Origin of the sequence: Brachybacterium phenoliresistens (assembly GCF_000576425.1) — a bacterium.
Taxonomy (GTDB): Bacteria; Actinomycetota; Actinomycetes; order Actinomycetales; family Dermabacteraceae; genus Brachybacterium; species Brachybacterium phenoliresistens.
In genome coordinates, this window is the sequence record NZ_KK070000.1 from 67,245 (window position 1) to 83,161 (window position 15,917).

The 15,917-nt window shown below is 73.6% G+C and carries 11 protein-coding genes and 2 pseudogenes; 4 read left to right on the plus strand and 9 right to left on the minus strand.

Annotated elements, in window-relative coordinates:
• Nucleotides 1-82 precede the first annotated feature (82 nt).
• Both BF93_RS14725 and BF93_RS14730 read left to right on the plus strand, forming a co-directional pair.
• On the plus strand, nt 83-1,417 hold the full coding sequence (locus BF93_RS14725; protein WP_332248921.1) for an amidohydrolase: 1,335 nt from the start codon (nt 83-85) through the stop codon (nt 1,415-1,417).
• Complete coding sequence (locus BF93_RS14730; RefSeq protein WP_038373671.1) at nt 1,414-2,145, plus strand: SDR family oxidoreductase; 732 nt, start codon at nt 1,414-1,416, stop codon at nt 2,143-2,145. The genes BF93_RS14725 and BF93_RS14730 overlap by 4 nt, the downstream gene beginning before the upstream one ends.
• 179 nt (nt 2,146-2,324) lie before the next feature.
• On the opposite strand, the gene ppdK is transcribed toward BF93_RS14730, so the two are convergent.
• The 6 genes from ppdK to BF93_RS14760 form a co-directional block, all read right to left on the minus strand.
• Nucleotides 2,325-5,030, minus strand: a complete 2,706-nt coding sequence (gene ppdK, locus BF93_RS14735; protein ID WP_038373672.1) for a pyruvate, phosphate dikinase — start codon at nt 5,028-5,030, stop codon at nt 2,325-2,327.
• Between the two features lie 260 nt (nt 5,031-5,290).
• Complete coding sequence (locus BF93_RS14740) at nt 5,291-5,998, minus strand: DNA-3-methyladenine glycosylase (RefSeq protein ID WP_084148584.1); 708 nt, start codon at nt 5,996-5,998, stop codon at nt 5,291-5,293.
• Nucleotides 5,995-6,393 (minus strand): metal-sensitive transcriptional regulator, encoded by a 399-nt coding sequence (locus tag BF93_RS20275; protein ID WP_084148585.1) that lies wholly within the window; start codon nt 6,391-6,393, stop codon nt 5,995-5,997. Before BF93_RS20275 ends, BF93_RS14740 begins: the two co-directional genes overlap by 4 nt.
• On the minus strand, nt 6,390-7,817 hold the full coding sequence (gene purB, locus BF93_RS14750) for an adenylosuccinate lyase (protein WP_156954160.1): 1,428 nt from the start codon (nt 7,815-7,817) through the stop codon (nt 6,390-6,392). Before purB ends, BF93_RS20275 begins: the two co-directional genes overlap by 4 nt.
• A 113-nt stretch (nt 7,818-7,930) precedes the next feature.
• Nucleotides 7,931-9,802: an alpha-amylase family protein gene (locus tag BF93_RS14755; protein ID WP_038373719.1), complete on the minus strand. Its 1,872-nt coding sequence runs from the start codon at nt 9,800-9,802 to the stop codon at nt 7,931-7,933.
• A 75-nt stretch (nt 9,803-9,877) separates the two neighbouring features.
• The gene (locus BF93_RS14760; RefSeq protein WP_038373674.1) at nt 9,878-10,276 is read right to left on the minus strand and encodes a phage holin family protein; all 399 of its coding nucleotides are present in this window, start codon (nt 10,274-10,276) and stop codon (nt 9,878-9,880) included.
• Between the two features lie 83 nt (nt 10,277-10,359).
• Between BF93_RS14760 and BF93_RS14765 the strand changes: the two genes are divergently transcribed.
• Complete coding sequence (locus BF93_RS14765) at nt 10,360-11,493, plus strand: histidinol-phosphate transaminase (RefSeq protein ID WP_038373675.1); 1,134 nt, start codon at nt 10,360-10,362, stop codon at nt 11,491-11,493.
• Nucleotides 11,494-11,755: 262 nt separating this feature from the next.
• Here BF93_RS14765 and BF93_RS20305 read toward each other — a convergent pair.
• The 3 genes and pseudogenes from BF93_RS20305 to BF93_RS14775 all read right to left on the minus strand — a co-directional run.
• Nucleotides 11,756-11,848: pseudogene (locus tag BF93_RS20305) on the minus strand (spermidine synthase); the annotation flags it as partial.
• A pseudogene (locus BF93_RS14770) lies at nt 11,828-12,445 on the minus strand (spermidine synthase); the annotation flags it as partial. The pseudogenes BF93_RS14770 and BF93_RS20305, both read right to left, overlap by 21 nt.
• A gap of 162 nt (nt 12,446-12,607) precedes the next feature.
• The gene (locus tag BF93_RS14775) at nt 12,608-14,350 is read right to left on the minus strand and encodes a PHP domain-containing protein (RefSeq protein ID WP_051487008.1); all 1,743 of its coding nucleotides are present in this window, start codon (nt 14,348-14,350) and stop codon (nt 12,608-12,610) included.
• Nucleotides 14,351-14,561: 211 nt separating this feature from the next.
• Between BF93_RS14775 and BF93_RS14780 the strand changes: the two genes are divergently transcribed.
• Complete coding sequence (locus tag BF93_RS14780; RefSeq protein WP_038373677.1) at nt 14,562-15,842, plus strand: Gfo/Idh/MocA family protein; 1,281 nt, start codon at nt 14,562-14,564, stop codon at nt 15,840-15,842.
• Nucleotides 15,843-15,917 lie beyond the last annotated feature (75 nt).

The window sequence follows — 15,917 nt, forward strand, 5'->3', positions numbered from 1 at the left end:
CCGCGGCCCGGGGGAGGGGCTCATCCGGCAGGCGTACGGTGTCCTCCCCGAGAACGTCGTCGGAAGGAAACCCACCGTGTCCGTGCCTGAGCCCGCTGCCGCCTCTGTCCCCGAGCCCGACCCTGCCTCGTCCCCGGGGGCCGCCGCGCCCGCCGCCGGCGAGCCGGCTGCGGAGGCCGTGGACGCCGCTCTGCGCGACCTGTCCGAGCATCGCGACTGGCGCCGCGAGCTGTACACCGACCTGCACCGTCACCCCGAGCTGGGCCTCGAGGAGACCGCCACCGCGCAGCGCATCACCGCGGAGCTCGAGGCGCTGGGGGCGCGGCCGATGCGGATCGGCGGGACCGGGGTGGTCGCCGTGCTGACCCACGGCGAAGGGCCCGTGGTGCTGGCCCGCGCCGACATCGACGGCCTGCCCGTGCAGGAGCGGACGGGACTGCCGTACGCCTCGGAGGTCGAGGGGGTGATGCACGCCTGCGGCCACGACACCCATGTGACCGCGCTGCTGGGCGCCGTGCGCCAGCTGCTCGCGCACCCGGGGACCTGGTCCGGCACCTACATCGCCCTGTTCCAGCCCGCCGAGGAGACCGGCGAGGGCGCCCGGGCCATGGTCGAGGACGGCCTCGCCGAGCGGATCCCGCACCCGGACGTGGCGCTGGGCCAGCACGTGATGCCGATGCCGGCCGGGATGATCGCGGTGGGCCCCGGCCCGGTGATGTCGCAGAGCGACTCCCTGCGCATCACCCTGCACGGCCGCGGCGCCCACGGCTCCATGCCGCACCTCTCGGTGGACCCCGTGGTCCTCGCCGCGAGCGTGGTGCTGCGCCTGCAGACCGTGGTCTCCCGCGAGGTCGCCCCGGGGGAGTTCAGCGTCCTGACCATCGGGGCGCTGCACGCCGGCACCCGGCCCAACATCATCGCCGACCGCGCGGAGCTGCAGGTGAACATGCGCCACTACGACCCGGCGGTGCGGGACCGCGTGCTCGCCGCGGTCGAGCGGGTGGTCCGCGCCGAGTGCGCGGCCTCCGGAGCGCCCCGCGACCCCGAGATCGTCCTCGAGCACCAGCTGCCGCCCACCCTCAACGACCCGGAGACCGCCGAGCGGGTGGCCGCGGCCTTCCGCGATCGTTTCGGCGAGGACCGGGTCGTGCCGATGCCCCAGGTCACCGCGTCCGAGGACTTCTCGGTGATCCCCGATGCGCTGGGCGTGCCCTACGCCTACTGGTTGGTCGGGGGAGGGGACCCGGAGGCCTTCGCCGCGGCGATGCGGGAGGACGGCGGCGCCGCCTCGCTCCCGGTGAACCACTCGCCCCTGTTCGCCCCGGTGATCGAACCGACGCTGGAGGCGATGACCAGCGCCCACGTCGTCGCGGCCCTGGCCCACCTCGGCCGGGGCAGTGGAAGGATGGAGGCATGACCACGCCTGCGCCTGCTGCCCCCTCCCGCCCGCTCGTCCTCGTCACCGGTGCCACCCGGGGCATCGGCCGCGCCGTCGCCCAGGAGCTCGCCGCCGATCATGACCTGGTGCTGGGCGGCCGCGACGCCTCGGCCCTCGCCGAGCTCGCCGCGTCCCTGGAGGAAGCCGGCGGCGCCGCACCGCAGCTGCTGGCCGCCGATCTCACCGACGCCGCGCAGGTCGCCCGCGCCGTCGAGGAGCTCGGACTGGCTGCGGGGCTGGACGGGGTCGTGCACAGCGCCGGGATCCTCGTCCCCGGGACCGTCGAGGACCTCGCCCCCGAGGACTGGGCGCGCTCCTTCGCCACCAACGTCACCGCCGTCGCCGAGCTCACGCGGCTGCTGCTGCCCGGGCTGCGGGCACGCCGCGGCACCGTGGTGACCATCAACTCCGGCAGCGGGTACACGGCAGGGGCCGGCGGCGGGGCCTATGCCGCCTCCAAGTTCGCGCTGCGCGCCCTGACCGACGCGCTGCGCCAGGAGGAGCGTCCCCACGGCGTGCGGGTGGTCTCCATCCATCCCGGCCGCGTCGACTCCGACATGCAGCGCCAGCTGCGCTCCTTCGAGGACGGCGCCTACGAGGTGGAGAAGTACCTGCGCCCGGAGTCGGTCGCCGCGACGGTGGGCCTGGCCCTGCGCCTGGGCGAGGATGCCGTCATCGAGTCCCTGAACGTCCGCCCCCGCGGCTGAGGCTCGACGGGGCCGATGCCCCCTCGCGGGCATCGGCCCCGTCGCGGGCGCCGGCCCCGTCGCGGGCACCGGCCCCGTCGCGGGCATCGGCCGTGTCGTGCGCCAGGCGGGGTCGCGGGCCCGGCCCGCCGGTGCGGCCCCGGGCGTCGGCCCGGCCGCCCCGACGGGGCCCGACCGGCTCAGTGGTGCAGCTCGAAGGAGTCCTCCAGCAGCTTCGCCCGCCCGGCCTCGAAGCGCGCCACCGGCACCCGGAACGGGGAGCAGGAGACGTAGTCCAGCCCCACGTGGTGGAAGAAGTGGATGGAGTCGGGGTCGCCGCCGTGCTCGCCGCACACCCCCAGCGTGAGGTCCGGGCGGGTGGAGCGGCCGCGCTGCGCGCCGATGCGCACCAGCTCCCCGACCCCGTACTGGTCCAGCGACTCGAAGGGGCTGGTCAGCAGGATGCCGCGGTCCTTGTAGGTGAAGAAGAAGCCGGCCTCCACGTCGTCGCGGGAGAAGCCCCAGGTGGTCTGGGTGAGGTCGTTGGTGCCGAAGCTGAAGAACTCGGCGACCTCGGCGATCTCGTCGGCCCGCAGCGCCGCCCGCGGCAGCTCGATCATGGTGCCGATCCGGCAGGCGAGGTCCATGCCCTGCTCGGCGGCCACGTCGTCGCGCACCGCCCGGATCTCGGCGGTGATCTCCCACAGCTCGCGGATCGAGGACACCAGCGGCACCATGATCTCGATGTGGGGGTCGCCGCCGGCGCGGCGCACCTGGGCCTCCGCCTCGAGGATCGCGCGGGTCTGCATGCCGTACAGCCCCGGGATCGTCAGCCCCAGGCGCACGCCGCGCAGCCCCAGCATCGGGTTCTGCTCGTGCAGGCGCCGCACGGCCCCCAGCAGGGTCACGTCCCGCTTGGACTTCTTCTTGCCGGCCGCCTCGCGCTTGGCGACCTTCACGCTGAGCTCGGTGATGTCGGGGAGGAACTCGTGCAGGGGCGGATCCAGCAGGCGGATCGTCGTGGGCAGGGAGCCCATCGCCTCGAGCAGCCCGACGAAGTCGCCGCGCTGGACCTCGGCGAGCTCGTCCAGCGCCTCCTGGCGCTGCTCCTGGTCGGCGGAGAGGATGAGGTTCTCCACCAGAACGCGCCGCTCGCCGAGGAACATGTGCTCCGTGCGGGCCAGGCCGATGCCCTGGGCGCCCATCCGGCGCGCCCGGGCGGCGTCCTCGGCGGTGTCGGCGTTGGCGCGCACCTCGAGGGTGCGCAGGGAATCGGCCACGCCCATCAGGCGGTGCACGGAGCGCACCAGATCGCTCGCGGCCGGATCATCGGGCGCGAGATCTCCCTCCAGGTACTGGACGACCTCGCTGGGCTCGACGGGAACCTCCCCGAGGTACACCTCGCCGCTGGTCCCGTCGATGGAGATGACATCGCCCTCGCGGGCGATCACCTCCCCGCCCATGCGGATCTCCCGGGCCTTCTCGTCGACCTCGAGGGTCTCCGCCCCGCACACGCAGGTCTTGCCCAGCCCGCGGGCGACCACCGCGGCATGGCTGGTCTTGCCGCCGCGGGAGGTGAGGACCCCGGCGGCGGCCAGCATCCCGGCGAGGTCGTCGGGGTTCGTCTCCCGGCGCACCAGGATGGTGGCGATCCCGTCGCGGGCCCGCGCGGCCACGCTCGCGGAGTCGAAGGCGACCTGGCCGACGGCCGCGCCGGGGGAGGCGTTGAGCCCCGTCGTGATCGGCTCCGCGCCGGAGCCCTCGGCGAAGTGAGGGAACATGAGGCGGCTCAGCTGGCCGCCGTCGACGCGGCGCAGCGCCTCCTCCTCGTCGATCACGCCCTCGTCCACGAGGGTCGTGGCGATGCGGAAGGCCGCCGCGGCGGTGCGCTTTCCGACGCGGGTCTGCAGCATCCACAGCGTCCCGGACTCGATGGTGAACTCGATGTCGCACAGGTCCTTGTAGTGCGCCTCGAGGGTGTCCATGATCCCGGTGAGCTGCGCGTAGCACTCGGGCAGGACCTGCTCGAGCTCGGGCAGGGAGCGCGTGTTGCGGATCCCCGCGACGACGTCCTCGCCCTGCGCGTTGACGAGGAAGTCCCCGTACACGCCGAGCTGGCCGGTGGCGGGGTCCCGGGTGAAGCACACCCCGGTCGCGGAGCGGTCGTCGAGGTTGCCGAAGACCATCGAGCACACGTTCACCGCGGTCCCCAGGTCGTGGCGGATCCGCTCGGTGTTGCGGTACACCACCGCGCGCGGCGCGTTCCACGAGTCGAACACGGCGCGGATCGAGCGGCGCAGCTGCTCGCGCGGGTCCTGCGGGAACGGCTCGCCGGTCTCCTCGAGGATGATCTGCTGGAACGCGGCGACCACGCCGGCGAGATCCTCGGCGGTCAGATCCACGTCCGAGGCGACGCCGCGCTGCGCCTTGACGCGGTCCATGACCTCCTCGAAGCGCTCCCCGTCGATCTCCTCGACGGTGCGCCCGAACATCTGCAGCAGGCGACGGTACGAATCCTGGGCGAAGCGCTCCGATCCCGAACGGGCGGCCAGGCCCTGGACGGTCTCGTCGTTCAGGCCCACGTTCAGGACCGTCTCCATCATCCCCGGCATCGACACCTTCGCCCCCGAGCGCACCGAGACCAGCAGCGGGTCCTCGGGGTCGCCGAACCTCCGCCCCAGGCGCTCCTCGACGTCGGCGAGGGCGGCGGCGACCTGGTCGGCCAGCTCGGGCGGGTTCTCGCCGTGGGACATGTACCAGCGGCAGGCGTCGGTGGTGATCGTGAACCCGGGCGGCACGGGCAGGCCCAGCCGGGTCATCTCGGCGAGGTTCGCCCCCTTGCCGCCCAGCAGGTCCTTCTGGTCCTTGGAGCCCTCGCTGAACGGGTACACGTATGTCGCGGTCATCGTCGCTGGTGCCTTCCACGCTGCTCCCGATCGGGAGACCTGACCGGGGGCCGCGGCGTGTGGCCGGAACCCCGGGGCGCGTCCTTGCGCCTGGGGCCACTGTAGGAGCGCGGACAGCGCGCGGCCAGGCTCGCGGCGAGGGGTCCGACCGGGCGTCCCCGGAGGCGCCGGATCCCGGCCGGGCAAGCGCTGGACCGGTCAGGTTCCGCCGTCGGGCGAGCACAGGCCGCTGCCGCTCGCGCTCGCGGCGGCGTCCGGTCTCAGGCGATGGGCGGTGGGGCTGCGCGGTTCAGCGCGGCGGGGCCGGAGACGGTCGGGTCGCCGAGGATCCGGAAGCGCCAGGGGAAGCGCACCGGGTCGCTCGCCTCGGTGCGCAGGCCGATCCGCGGCCCGGTCGCCACGACGGGGGCTGGCAGCGCCGGGTCCCGGGGGAGGACGCGCAGCGGGCCGGCGCACAGGTCCAGGCCGTCGTCCTCCCAGGTGACGCCGCAGGCGACCGTCGCACGACCGGGCCCCTGGGCGAGGTCCCGGTCGCGGCGGGTGACGCCGCGGGCGCTGCGGCGCTCGCGGGCGAGATCCGCCCCCTCGACGATCTCGCCGGCGCGGATCAGGCACCCGGTGGCGACCCCCTCCGCATCGGCGACGATGTTCATGCACACGTGCAGCCCCATGTGCCGGTAGACGTACAGGTGCCCGGGAGGGCCGAACATGGTGGCGTTGCGGGCGCTGCGGCCCCGGAAGGCGTGGGATCCGGGATCGACGGCCCCGCAGTACGCCTCGACCTCGGTGATGCGCAGGCGCACGCCCCGCCCGGCGAGCTCGCAGCCCAGCAGCAGCGGGGCGAGGTCGAGGACGGGGCGGTCGAAGAACTCCCGCGGCAGCGGGGTGCGTGCGGCCGGCCCGGCGGGGACGGGCGTCGAGCCGTGCCCGGCGGAGCCGGCCCGGTCGTCGGAGGGGGAGGAGCTCACTTCAGCAGCCGCTTCACGGCCGCCATCACCTCGTCCATCTTGGCGTCGATGACGGCAGGGTCTCCGGAGCGGGCGGCGTCGTGGACGCAGTGGTGGATGTGGTCGTCCACCAGCCCGGTGGCGACGGACTCGAGGGCCTTCTGCACGGCGGAGACCTGGGTGAGGACGTCGATGCAGTACACGTCCTCCTCGATCATCCGCTGCAGCCCGCGGACCTGGCCCTCGACCCGCTTGAGCCGGCGCAGGTAGGCCGGCTTGTCGTCGTGGTAGCCGTGGGCGTCCTTGCAGGAGCAGGGATCCGCCGCGGTCAGCGCGTCCGTCGCGGCATGGGGCGCGGCGGACGCGTCCCCGGCCTCGGCGGTCGCATCCACGGCGGGCCGATGGGCCTCGGTCATGACGGGTCCTCGCCGGAGGCGTCGTCGAGGTGTCCCACCAGGCGCGGCCCGTAGCCGACGTAGGTCGCCGGGCTCAGCGCGAGCAGGCGCGCCTCCTCCTCCGCGGGCAGGCCCAGGGTCCCGATGAACTCGCGCATGCCCTCGCCGGTGACGCGCTGGCCGCGGGTGAGGTCCTTGAGGCGCTCGTAGGGGTTGTCCATGCCCTCGGCGCCCTGCACGCCCAGGGTGCGCATGACGGACTGGACGGCCTCGCCGAGCACCTCCCAGTTGGCGTCGAGGTCCGCGGCCATCGCCTCGGCGTCCACGTCCAGGCCCGCGAGGCCCTTGCGGAGGTTCGCGATCGCCAGCAGCGAATGGCCGATGGCGGGGCCGACGTTGCGCTGGGTGGTGGAGTCGGTGAGATCGCGCTGCAGGCGGGAGGTGACCAGGGTCTGGCCGAGCACGTCCAGCAGGGCGCCGGAGATCTCGAGGTTCGCCTCGGCGTTCTCGAAGCGGATCGGGTTGACCTTGTGGGGCATCGTCGAGGAGCCGGTGCCGCCCTGCGCCGACAGCCGCTGGCGGAAGTAGCCCATCGAGATGTAGGTCCACACGTCGGTGGCCAGGTTGTGCAGGATGCGCCCGGCGCGGGCCACGTCGGCGTACAGCTCCGCCTGCCAGTCGTGGGACTCGATCTGCGTGGTCAGCGGGTTCCAGGTCAGGCCCAGGTGCTCGACGAAGGTGCGCGAGACCTCCTCCCAGTCGGTTCCGGGCACGGAGACCGAATGCGCCGCGAACGTGCCGGTGGCCCCGTTGATCTTGCCGAGGATCTCGTCGGCCGCGATGCGCCGTGCCTGGCGCCCCAGGCGGTGGGCGAAGACCGCGAGCTCCTTGCCCAGGGTGGTGGGGGTGGCGGGCTGGCCGTGGGTGCGCGAGAGCATCGGCACCTCGGCGGTCTCGCGGGCGAGGGCGGCGAGGTCGTCGATGACGCCCTGCAGGGCGGGCAGCCACACCTGCTCGATCGCGCCCTTGACCATGAGGGCGTAGGACAGGTTGTTGACGTCCTCGCTGGTGCAGTAGATGTGCACGATCTCCGCGAGGGGCTCGAGGGAGGTCCCGGCGAGACGGCGCTTGATGTAGTACTCGACGGCCTTGACATCGTGCACGGTCTCGCGCTCGATCTCGGCGTGCTCGGCGATGCCCTCGGCGCCGAAGTCCTCCGGGATGGCGCGCAGCAGGGCGCGCTCGTCCTCGGTGAGGGTGCGCAGGCCCGGGATGGCGCCGTTGTCGAGGAGGTGGATGACCCACTCGACCTCGACGATGATCCGGCAGCGGTTCAGGGCGGCTTCGGAGAGGTGATCGACGAGCGGGGCGACCTGGGCGCGGTACCGGCCGTCCAGCGGGGTGAGCGCGATCGGCGGGGTGAGGTCGGCGAAGGTATGGGCCATGGGGCCCATTGTTCCATCACCCCCGGGGCGCGGGGGAGCGGGGTCCGTCACGGGCCGATGCGCTCCGTCCGGCTCCGGGCCGATGCCCCGCGCCCGACCCCGGGCCGATGCGCTCAGCCGCGCGGCCGCACCTCCAGCCACAGCACGCCGTGCGCGGGGATCGCCGCGCCCTCGCGCAGATCGACCTCGACATCGGCGATGAGCTCGCGGGCCTGCGGATCGAGGCCGGACAGCGTCACCGGGTCCACGTGGACGCCCTCGTCGCCGACGTTCGCGAGCACCAGGATGCTCGTGACCTCGCCGGGGCGCTGGAAGCCGATGACGCAGCGGTGGGGGACGTGGAAGGGGACGAGGTCGTTCCCGGCCAGCTGCGGGGCGTCGCGGCGGACGGCGAGCAGGCGCCGCAGCCGCTGGTGGACGCGCCCGGCGACGGTGCGCTCGTCCTCGCGCACCGCATAGGCCTCAGCGGGGCGGTGCGGGCGGCCCACCCAGCGGCTATCCTCCGCCTCGGCGGGACGGTTGCGGTAGCCGTAGTCGTTCATCTGCGCGACCTCGTCGCCGAGGTAGATCAACGGGATCCCGCCGGTGGACAGGGCGATCGCATGGGCCAGGACGACGCGGTCCTCCCCGCCGGCGTCGCCCTTCTCGATCCCCGCGAGGGACGCAGTGGTGCCGGCGACGCGGGCGTCGCCGGTGCGGGGGTTCTCCTGGAACGCGGCCCCGCGCGCGAAGCTGCCCACCGTGCGGCCCACGTAGAAGTCGTTGAGGAAGCGCCGGTGCGCATAGCCGTCGATGCCGAGCTCGGCGGCGTCCTCGTCGGCGAAGGTCCAGCCGATGTCGTCATGGCTGCGCACATAGTTCACCCAGGCCGTGCCGGCGGGCAGGGCGTGGCGCCGCTCGAGGGCCTGGTTCAGCAGCCGCGCATCGCGGGTGGCGAGGGCCTCCCAGGTCAGCGCCATCTGCAGCGGGTTGTAGGAGATCTGGCATTCGCCGGGGGAGATGTACTCGATCACCTCGTCGGGGTGGACGATCGCCTCGGACTTGAACAGCAGGCTGGGCGCGGCGATGCGCAGCACCGCGTTGAAGGCCTGCAGCAGCAGGTGCGCCTCGGGGAGGGATTCGCACGCGGTGCCCAGGCGCTTCCAGATGAAGGCGACGGCGTCCATGCGCAGCACCTCGACGCCCTGCGCGGCGAGGAACAGCATCTCCCCGGCCATGGCGCGGAACACCGCCGGGTTCGCGTAGTTCAGGTCCCACTGGAAGTGGTAGAAGGTCGACCAGATCCAGCGGTCGTCCTCGAGCTGCACGAAGGAGCCGCGGTGGTCGTCGGGGAAGATCTCGCGCGTGGTGCGCTCGTAGGCGTCGGGCATCGCCCGGTCCTCGAAGATGAGGTAGAAGTCCTCGTGCTCCGGGTCGCCGGCCACCGCCTTGCGGGCCCATTCGTGCTCGTCGCTGGTGTGGTTGAAGATGAAGTCGACCACCAGGGAGATGCCGGCCTCGCGCAGGGCCGCGGCGAGCTCGGCGAGGTCCTCCATGGTGCCCAGCCGCGGGTCGACCTGCCGGTAGCTGCTCACGGCGTAGCCGCCGTCGTTGTTGCCCTCGGGCGCCGCGAACAGGGGCATCAGGTGCAGGTAGGTCAGCCCCAGCTCCTGGAAATAGCCGATGTGCTCGTGCATGCCGCGCAGCGTCCCGGCGTAGCGGTCGACGTAGCAGACCCCGCCGAGCATCCGCGCGGAGGTGAACCAGTCCGGATCCTCTGCGCGCGCCGCGTCCAGGGCCTTCAGCGGCGCGGGCCGCTGCTGCCAGGACTCGGCGGCCAGGACGAGGACCTCGTCCAGGGCGTCCTGCCAGTCCTCCCGCTCGCCGTAGATCCGCTGGAACAGGCCGTGCAGGGTGGGCAGGTGCTCCGAGAAGCGGGCGGCGAAGTCCGCATCGAACGGGCCGGTGCGCGCCTGGACGCGGGCGCGGACGGCGTGCGGATCCAGGGCGGGGTGCGCGGCGTGCGGAGTCACGCCCACAGGGTACGGCGCACCCGGAGCGGGAGGACGGGATCGGGCGGATCAGTCCTCGGCGCGGTCCCGGTCGCCGACCCCGATCACGGCCTCGACGATCGCGCCGAGAATGCCGATGAGGATTCCGGCGAGCAGCGCCCACCAGAACGTGTCGAAGGTGAGGGTGAGGCCGAACAGCCCCGACACCCAGCTGGTCAGCAGCAGCATCAGCGTGTTGACGACCAGCTGGAACAGGCCCAGCGTGACGCAGGTGATGGGCATGGCCAGCAGCGAGGCGACCGGCTTGACGATCGCGTCCACCAGCGCGAACACGAGGGCGATGGCGAGGATGGTGAGGACCTGGGTGAGGGCCGTGGCGTCCCCGTCGCCCAGGTGCATCCCCGGCAGGATCAGGGCGGTGACCCACAGGGCCCCGGCGGTGACGATGAGGTGCACGAGGAATCTCATGCCCCCATCCAAGCACCTCGGGGCCCGGATCACAGCCTGATATGCGGCCCGGTCCCGGCCCGGTGCGCCCTACCCTGGAGCGCATGTCCCAGCCCGATGCCCCCGAGCCCGCTGCGTCCCCGTCCGAGCCCGCCCCCGCCGATGCGGCGGTCCGCCTGCGCGGGACCCTCGACGCCCTGCCCTCCTACGTCCCCGGCCGGCCGGCGGCCGATGACGGCGTGGAGCGCTACAAGGTCTCCTCCAACGAGTCGCCGTTCCCGCCGCTGCCGTCCGTGCAGGAGGCGGTGACCCGGGCGCTCGCCGGGGCGAACCGCTACCCGGACATGGCCGCGGCCGCGCTGCGCGAGGCGCTGGGTCGCGAGCACGGCGTCGCCCCGGAGCAGATCGCCGTCTCGACCGGATCCGTCGCGGTGAGCGGGGACCTGGTGCGCGCTCTCGTGGATCAGGGCGACGAGGTCGTCTTCGCGTGGCGGTCCTTCGAGGCGTACCCGATCGTCGTCACCAGCCACGGCGGCGTGCCGGTGATGGTCCCGCTGGCCGAGGGGCATCGGCACGACCTGCCGGCGATGGCCGCGGCGATCACCGACCGCACCCGCCTCGTCGTGCTGTGCACGCCGAACAATCCCACCGGTCCCGCGCTCGGCACGGACGAGGTGCGCGCGTTCCTGCGATCGGTGCCCGAGCACGTCGTCGTCGCGATCGACGAGGCCTACCGCGAGTTCCACGACCCGGAGACGGTGCTCGACTCCGGGGCGATCTTCCGCGAGCACGGCAACGTGGTCCTGCTGCGCACCTTCTCCAAGATGCAGGCGCTGGCCGGTCTGCGCATCGGCTACGCGGTCGCGCATCCGCGGCTGGCGCGGGCGCTGGGGCAGGTGACGGTGCCCTTCGGCGCGAGCCTGCTGGCCCAGGAGGCGGCGCTGGCGACCCTCGAGCCCGCGGCGCGCGAGCAGCTCGAGCAGCGGGCCGCGCAGATCCGTGCCGAGCGCGACCGCGTCCGGGCCGGACTCGCGTCCCAGGGCTGGGAGCTGCCCGTCTCGCAGGGCAACTTCGTGTACCTCCCCCTGGAAGAGCGCAGCGCCGAGTTCGCCGCGTTCGCGGACTCCCGCGGCCTCGTTGTGCGGGCCTACGGCGTCGACGGCGTGCGGGTGACCATCGCCGAGGTCGCCGCGAACGACCGCCTTCTCGAGATCGCCCGGGAGTGGATCGGCCGCTGATCGCGGGGCCGCCGGCTCCGCGCCGGCGCCGCGGCGCCGCGGAGCCGGCCGGGGAGGCTCAGCCGCCCTGGATCCGGTGCACCAGGTGCGCCGTCCCGTCGGGGTCCAGGACTCCGGCGGGGTGCGGCCCGGCGGCCAGCCACGCCGCGCGCCGCTGCGGTGCCTCCGGGCCGGCGAGCCCGTCCCCGGCGCCCAGCACGAGGTTCCCCGCGAGGCGCTGCTCGAGCAGGTGCTCCTCGGCGAGGGTCCACGCCCCGCCCACCCCGGCGGCTGCCGCCGCCTCCTCGAGCGCCTGCGCCTCCCGGGCGAAGAAGCGCAGCCCGGCGTCGTCGCCGATGTTCACCAGCAGCGCGCCGCCGGGGGCGAGGTGCCCGATCGCCTCGGCGTAGAAGTCCCGGCAGGCCAGATGCTCCGGGGTCTCCTCGCCGGTGAACACGTCCAGCACCATCAGGTCGACGAGGACCCCGGGCATCGCCGCGAGCTCCTCGCGCGCATCGCCGATCACGACCTGCAGGTCGGTGCCGGCCGGCAGCGGCAGGCGGTCGATCACGAAGCCGGGCAGCTCCCGCTCGATCTCGATCACCACCTGCCGCGATCCCGGGCGGGTGACCTGCACGTACCGCGGCAGCGTGAGCGCACCGGCGCCCAGATGCAGCACGTCCAGCGGCCGATGCGGGCGGCCGAGCGTGTCCAGGACGGCGGCGATGCGCCGCAGGTACTCGTGGCGGAGGGTCCGCGGATCCGCGAGGTCGACATGGGACTGCTCGGCCCCGCCCAGCTCGAGCACCCAGCCGTGCGCGCTGTACCCGTCGGGCGCGATCCGGGCGATCGTCCCGGCGCGGCCCAGCCGGATCTCGCGGGCCGCGCCCGGCACCGCCGGTCCATCCCTCATCGTCGCTCCCTCGGGGTCCATCGGCCAGGGCGTCCGCGGGCATCCCGGGGACAGGGCCATTGTTCCCCAGCGATCGCGCCCGCCGACGGGGACCGCGCCCGCCGACGGGGATCGCGCCCGCCGACGGGGACCGCGCCCGCCGACGGGGATCGCGCCCGCCGGGCGGGATCGCGCCGGCCCGGCGGGGAGTGCGCCCTGCCGGGCGGGCGGCCGGCGAGAGGGTCAGCGCACGTCGACGAACACGGGGTTGGCGTAGAACCAGGTGTCCGCCCACGGGTCGGCGTCGCCGAGCCGGTCGCCGTGGCGCTGGGGGCCGGCCGGGTCGACCTCGGCGCCGTGGTACCCGGCACCCAGACGGTTGCCGTCGGAGCCGCGGAAGCGCACGTAGAAGGCCTCCTGCACATCCTCGAACACGTGGGTGAGCGTGAAGGTGCCGCGCCGCCCGGCGGTGTCGATCTGCCGCACCACGCGGGTGGCCGGGGCGCGCATCTCGTCCGCGTCCGCGACCGGGCCGGTGATCGGGCCGGCGATCAGGTCGACGTGGTCGAGGTGGGGGAGGATCCCGGCGGAGTTCTCCGTGTCGCAGGTCGTGATGCGCAGCGTGACCTGCACGTCCTGCCCGCGGCGGACGCTCAGCCGCCCGCCCAGGGTCGCCTCCGGTCCGGTCGTGCGCTCCCGGCCGCGGCCGGTGGAGAGCCCCTGCACGGAGACCTCGAAGCCGTCCAGCAGATGCCCGTGGTCCACCCACATCCGGCCGCCGCGGATCGCGTCCATCACCGCGGCGTAGGAGCGGTCGGTCACGCCGGTGTGGATGCGCGCGAACTCGCCGGGCCAGTAGTCGGAGCCGCCCTGCGGCTGCCCGGTCTCGACGGGGTCGGGGCGGCGGCCGCGGACGGCCCACCGGTCGAACTCGGAGTCCAGCGAGGTGTACGGCTCCTCGGCCGGGTAGTCGCCGATGCGGCGCGTGTCGCGCACCTGCAGGTGGTGGTCGGAGTTCGCGGTGATCCAGAACGGCAGCCCCTCGGCGAGCATCGCGTCCCACATCCCGCCCACCGTCGCGGTCATCCAGTCGAAGCCGCCCCAGGGCCGGTACGCCTCGAGCGGATAGGCGGCGAAGGAGTCCGGGCGCGGGGCGTTGGTGTACTCGCCGCGCTGGTCGCCGGCCCGCGCGAACGTGCTGACCCCGGAGCCCTGCGCCCCCGGCGCGCCCTCCATGCCGATCATGATGTCGGGGTCCGCGTCGCGCCAGCGGCGCATCTCGTGCGGGGAGTCGATGCCCAGCCGCATCGGATGGTTCGCCAGGACCAGGGCGTCCTCGATGCGGCCCTCGCGCTTCTGCTGGCCCAGCCACGCGATCGCCGCCGCGGCCCGCGCCTCCCACTCGGCGTGCTGGGCGGCATCGGCCGGCTTCTCCCAGCCGTTGAGCTTGCCGTCGAAGGTCAGCTCGAAGGCGCGCAGGACGTCGCGGCTGTCCTTCCCCGGGGCCAGGATCACGCTGCCGTGCTCGGCGGCGGGGATGTACCACTCCAGCCCTTGGAAGATCAGCAGGTCGCGGCGGGCGCGCTCGGCGTCGAGGAGATCGCCCGAATCGGCCAGACCGCGGTCGGCGTGGGCGAAGTTCGCGTGCTCGGTGAAGGCCAGCCAGTCCACCCCGAACCGCTGCGCGGCATCGAGCTGGTCCTGGATCCGGTACTTCGCATCGTGCGAGAAGACGGTGTGCACATGATGGTCGCCCACCAGCCAGGTGAGATGCTTCGGGCGCACGGGGCGGGCCGGGGCCGCCGCCGCACGGCCGGGCGCCGCCAGGGCCGATGCCCCCAGTCCCGCGCCCGCCGCGGCGAGAGCGCCGGCGCGCAGCATCCCGCGCCGGGAGAAGCCGAGCGAGGCCAGCTCCGCATCGGCGAGGGCGATCCGCCTCCCGGTGGGGGCGAGGTCGGGACGGCGGTCGCAGCAGGCAGAGCTCATGGCGGTTCTCCAGGGTCGGGGGGGGATGACCCGGGGACCGTAGGGGGTCCGGACGTCCGGCAGGCGTCGGTGCGGCGTCGTCCCGGTGAACGGCGGGCGCCGGCGATCCCGCGCGGGGGTCGCCCGGGATGCGGGGCGCCCGAGATATGTGTTGCCGCAGAGGTCCGACCTGTCGTACGGTTCTCGGACCACTTACTTTCAAGGAGGAAGTATGTCCTTCAGCCTCGGCATCATCGGCATCGGACAGTTCGGCACCCACTTCGCCGAGCTGTTCTCCGCCCACCCCGACATCGATGCCGTCTACGCCGTCGACTCCGTCCCCGAGCGCATCGATGCGCTCGAGGCGCGGGGCCTCACCTTCGCGGGCCGCTTCGAGACGGTGGAGGAGCTGCTGGCCTCCGACGTCGACGCCGTCGCGATCTTCACCCAGCGGTGGACCCACGGCCGGATCGCGATCCAGGCCCTGCAGGCCGGCAAGCACGTGTACTCCGCGGTCCCGATGGCGATCGAGGAGGAGGAGATCCGCGGGATCTGCGCCGAGGTCGAGCGCACCGGGCTGGTCTACATGATGGGCGAGACCAGCCAGTACAACGCCGCCGTCGTCCTGGCCCGCCGCCTGCACCGCGAGAAGGTGTTCGGCGAGGTGTTCTACGCCGAGGGCGACTACGTCCACGACATGGACCTGGGCTTCTACGACGCCTACAAGTACTCCGGCGGCGAGGCCTGGAAGTCCACCGCCTCCTACCCGCCGATGCTCTACCCGACCCATGCGGTGGGCGGCGTGCTGGGCGTCCTGGAGGACCGCCACGCGGTGTCCGTCTCCTGCATCGGGCGTCCCGACACCCGCGGCGACGGCGTCTTCGACAAGGAGGTGTCGATGTTCGGCAACGACGTCTCCAACGCCTTCGCCCTGTTCGAGATGGACAACGGCGGCGCCTTCCGCACCAACGAGCTGCGCCGCGTGGGCTACCCCAGCCACAAGCGCGAGTCCCGCTTCCGCTTCTTCGGCGAGGAGTCCAGCTTCGAGGAGACCATCGACGTCACCTACTGGCACGACAAGCGCGACGTCCTCGAGGTCACCGAGCTGATCCGCACCGAGGGCACCATGAGCCTGGACGACCCGCGCCTCGCGGACGTCTCGCCGACCCTGCGCGACGCCTTCGTCGCCGGGGCGGCCCGCTCCCACCACCAGGCCCGCCTCCCGCAGGAGTTCCAGGGGATGCCCAACGGCCACGAGGGAGCCCACCACTTCCTGGTGGACGACTTCGCGCGCGCCGTCTCCGCCCGGACCCAGCCCGTGGTCAACGCCTGGCGCGCCGCCCGCTACACCCTGCCGGGCATCATCGCCCACCGCTCCATGCAGGAGAACGGCGCCCGGCTCGAGATCCCGGACCTGGGCGACTGCCCGCTGCCCGTCCAGGACCTCGACGCCCAGCAGGAGCCGCTGGACCTCGCGGCCCTGCGCGGCGCCGTGGAGGACGCGAGCGCCTGACGCGCGAGCCCCGGCCGCCGGGAGCCCGATCGGGCCCCGGCGGCCGGGCGCGCCGATTCCCGTCTGCTGGAAGGT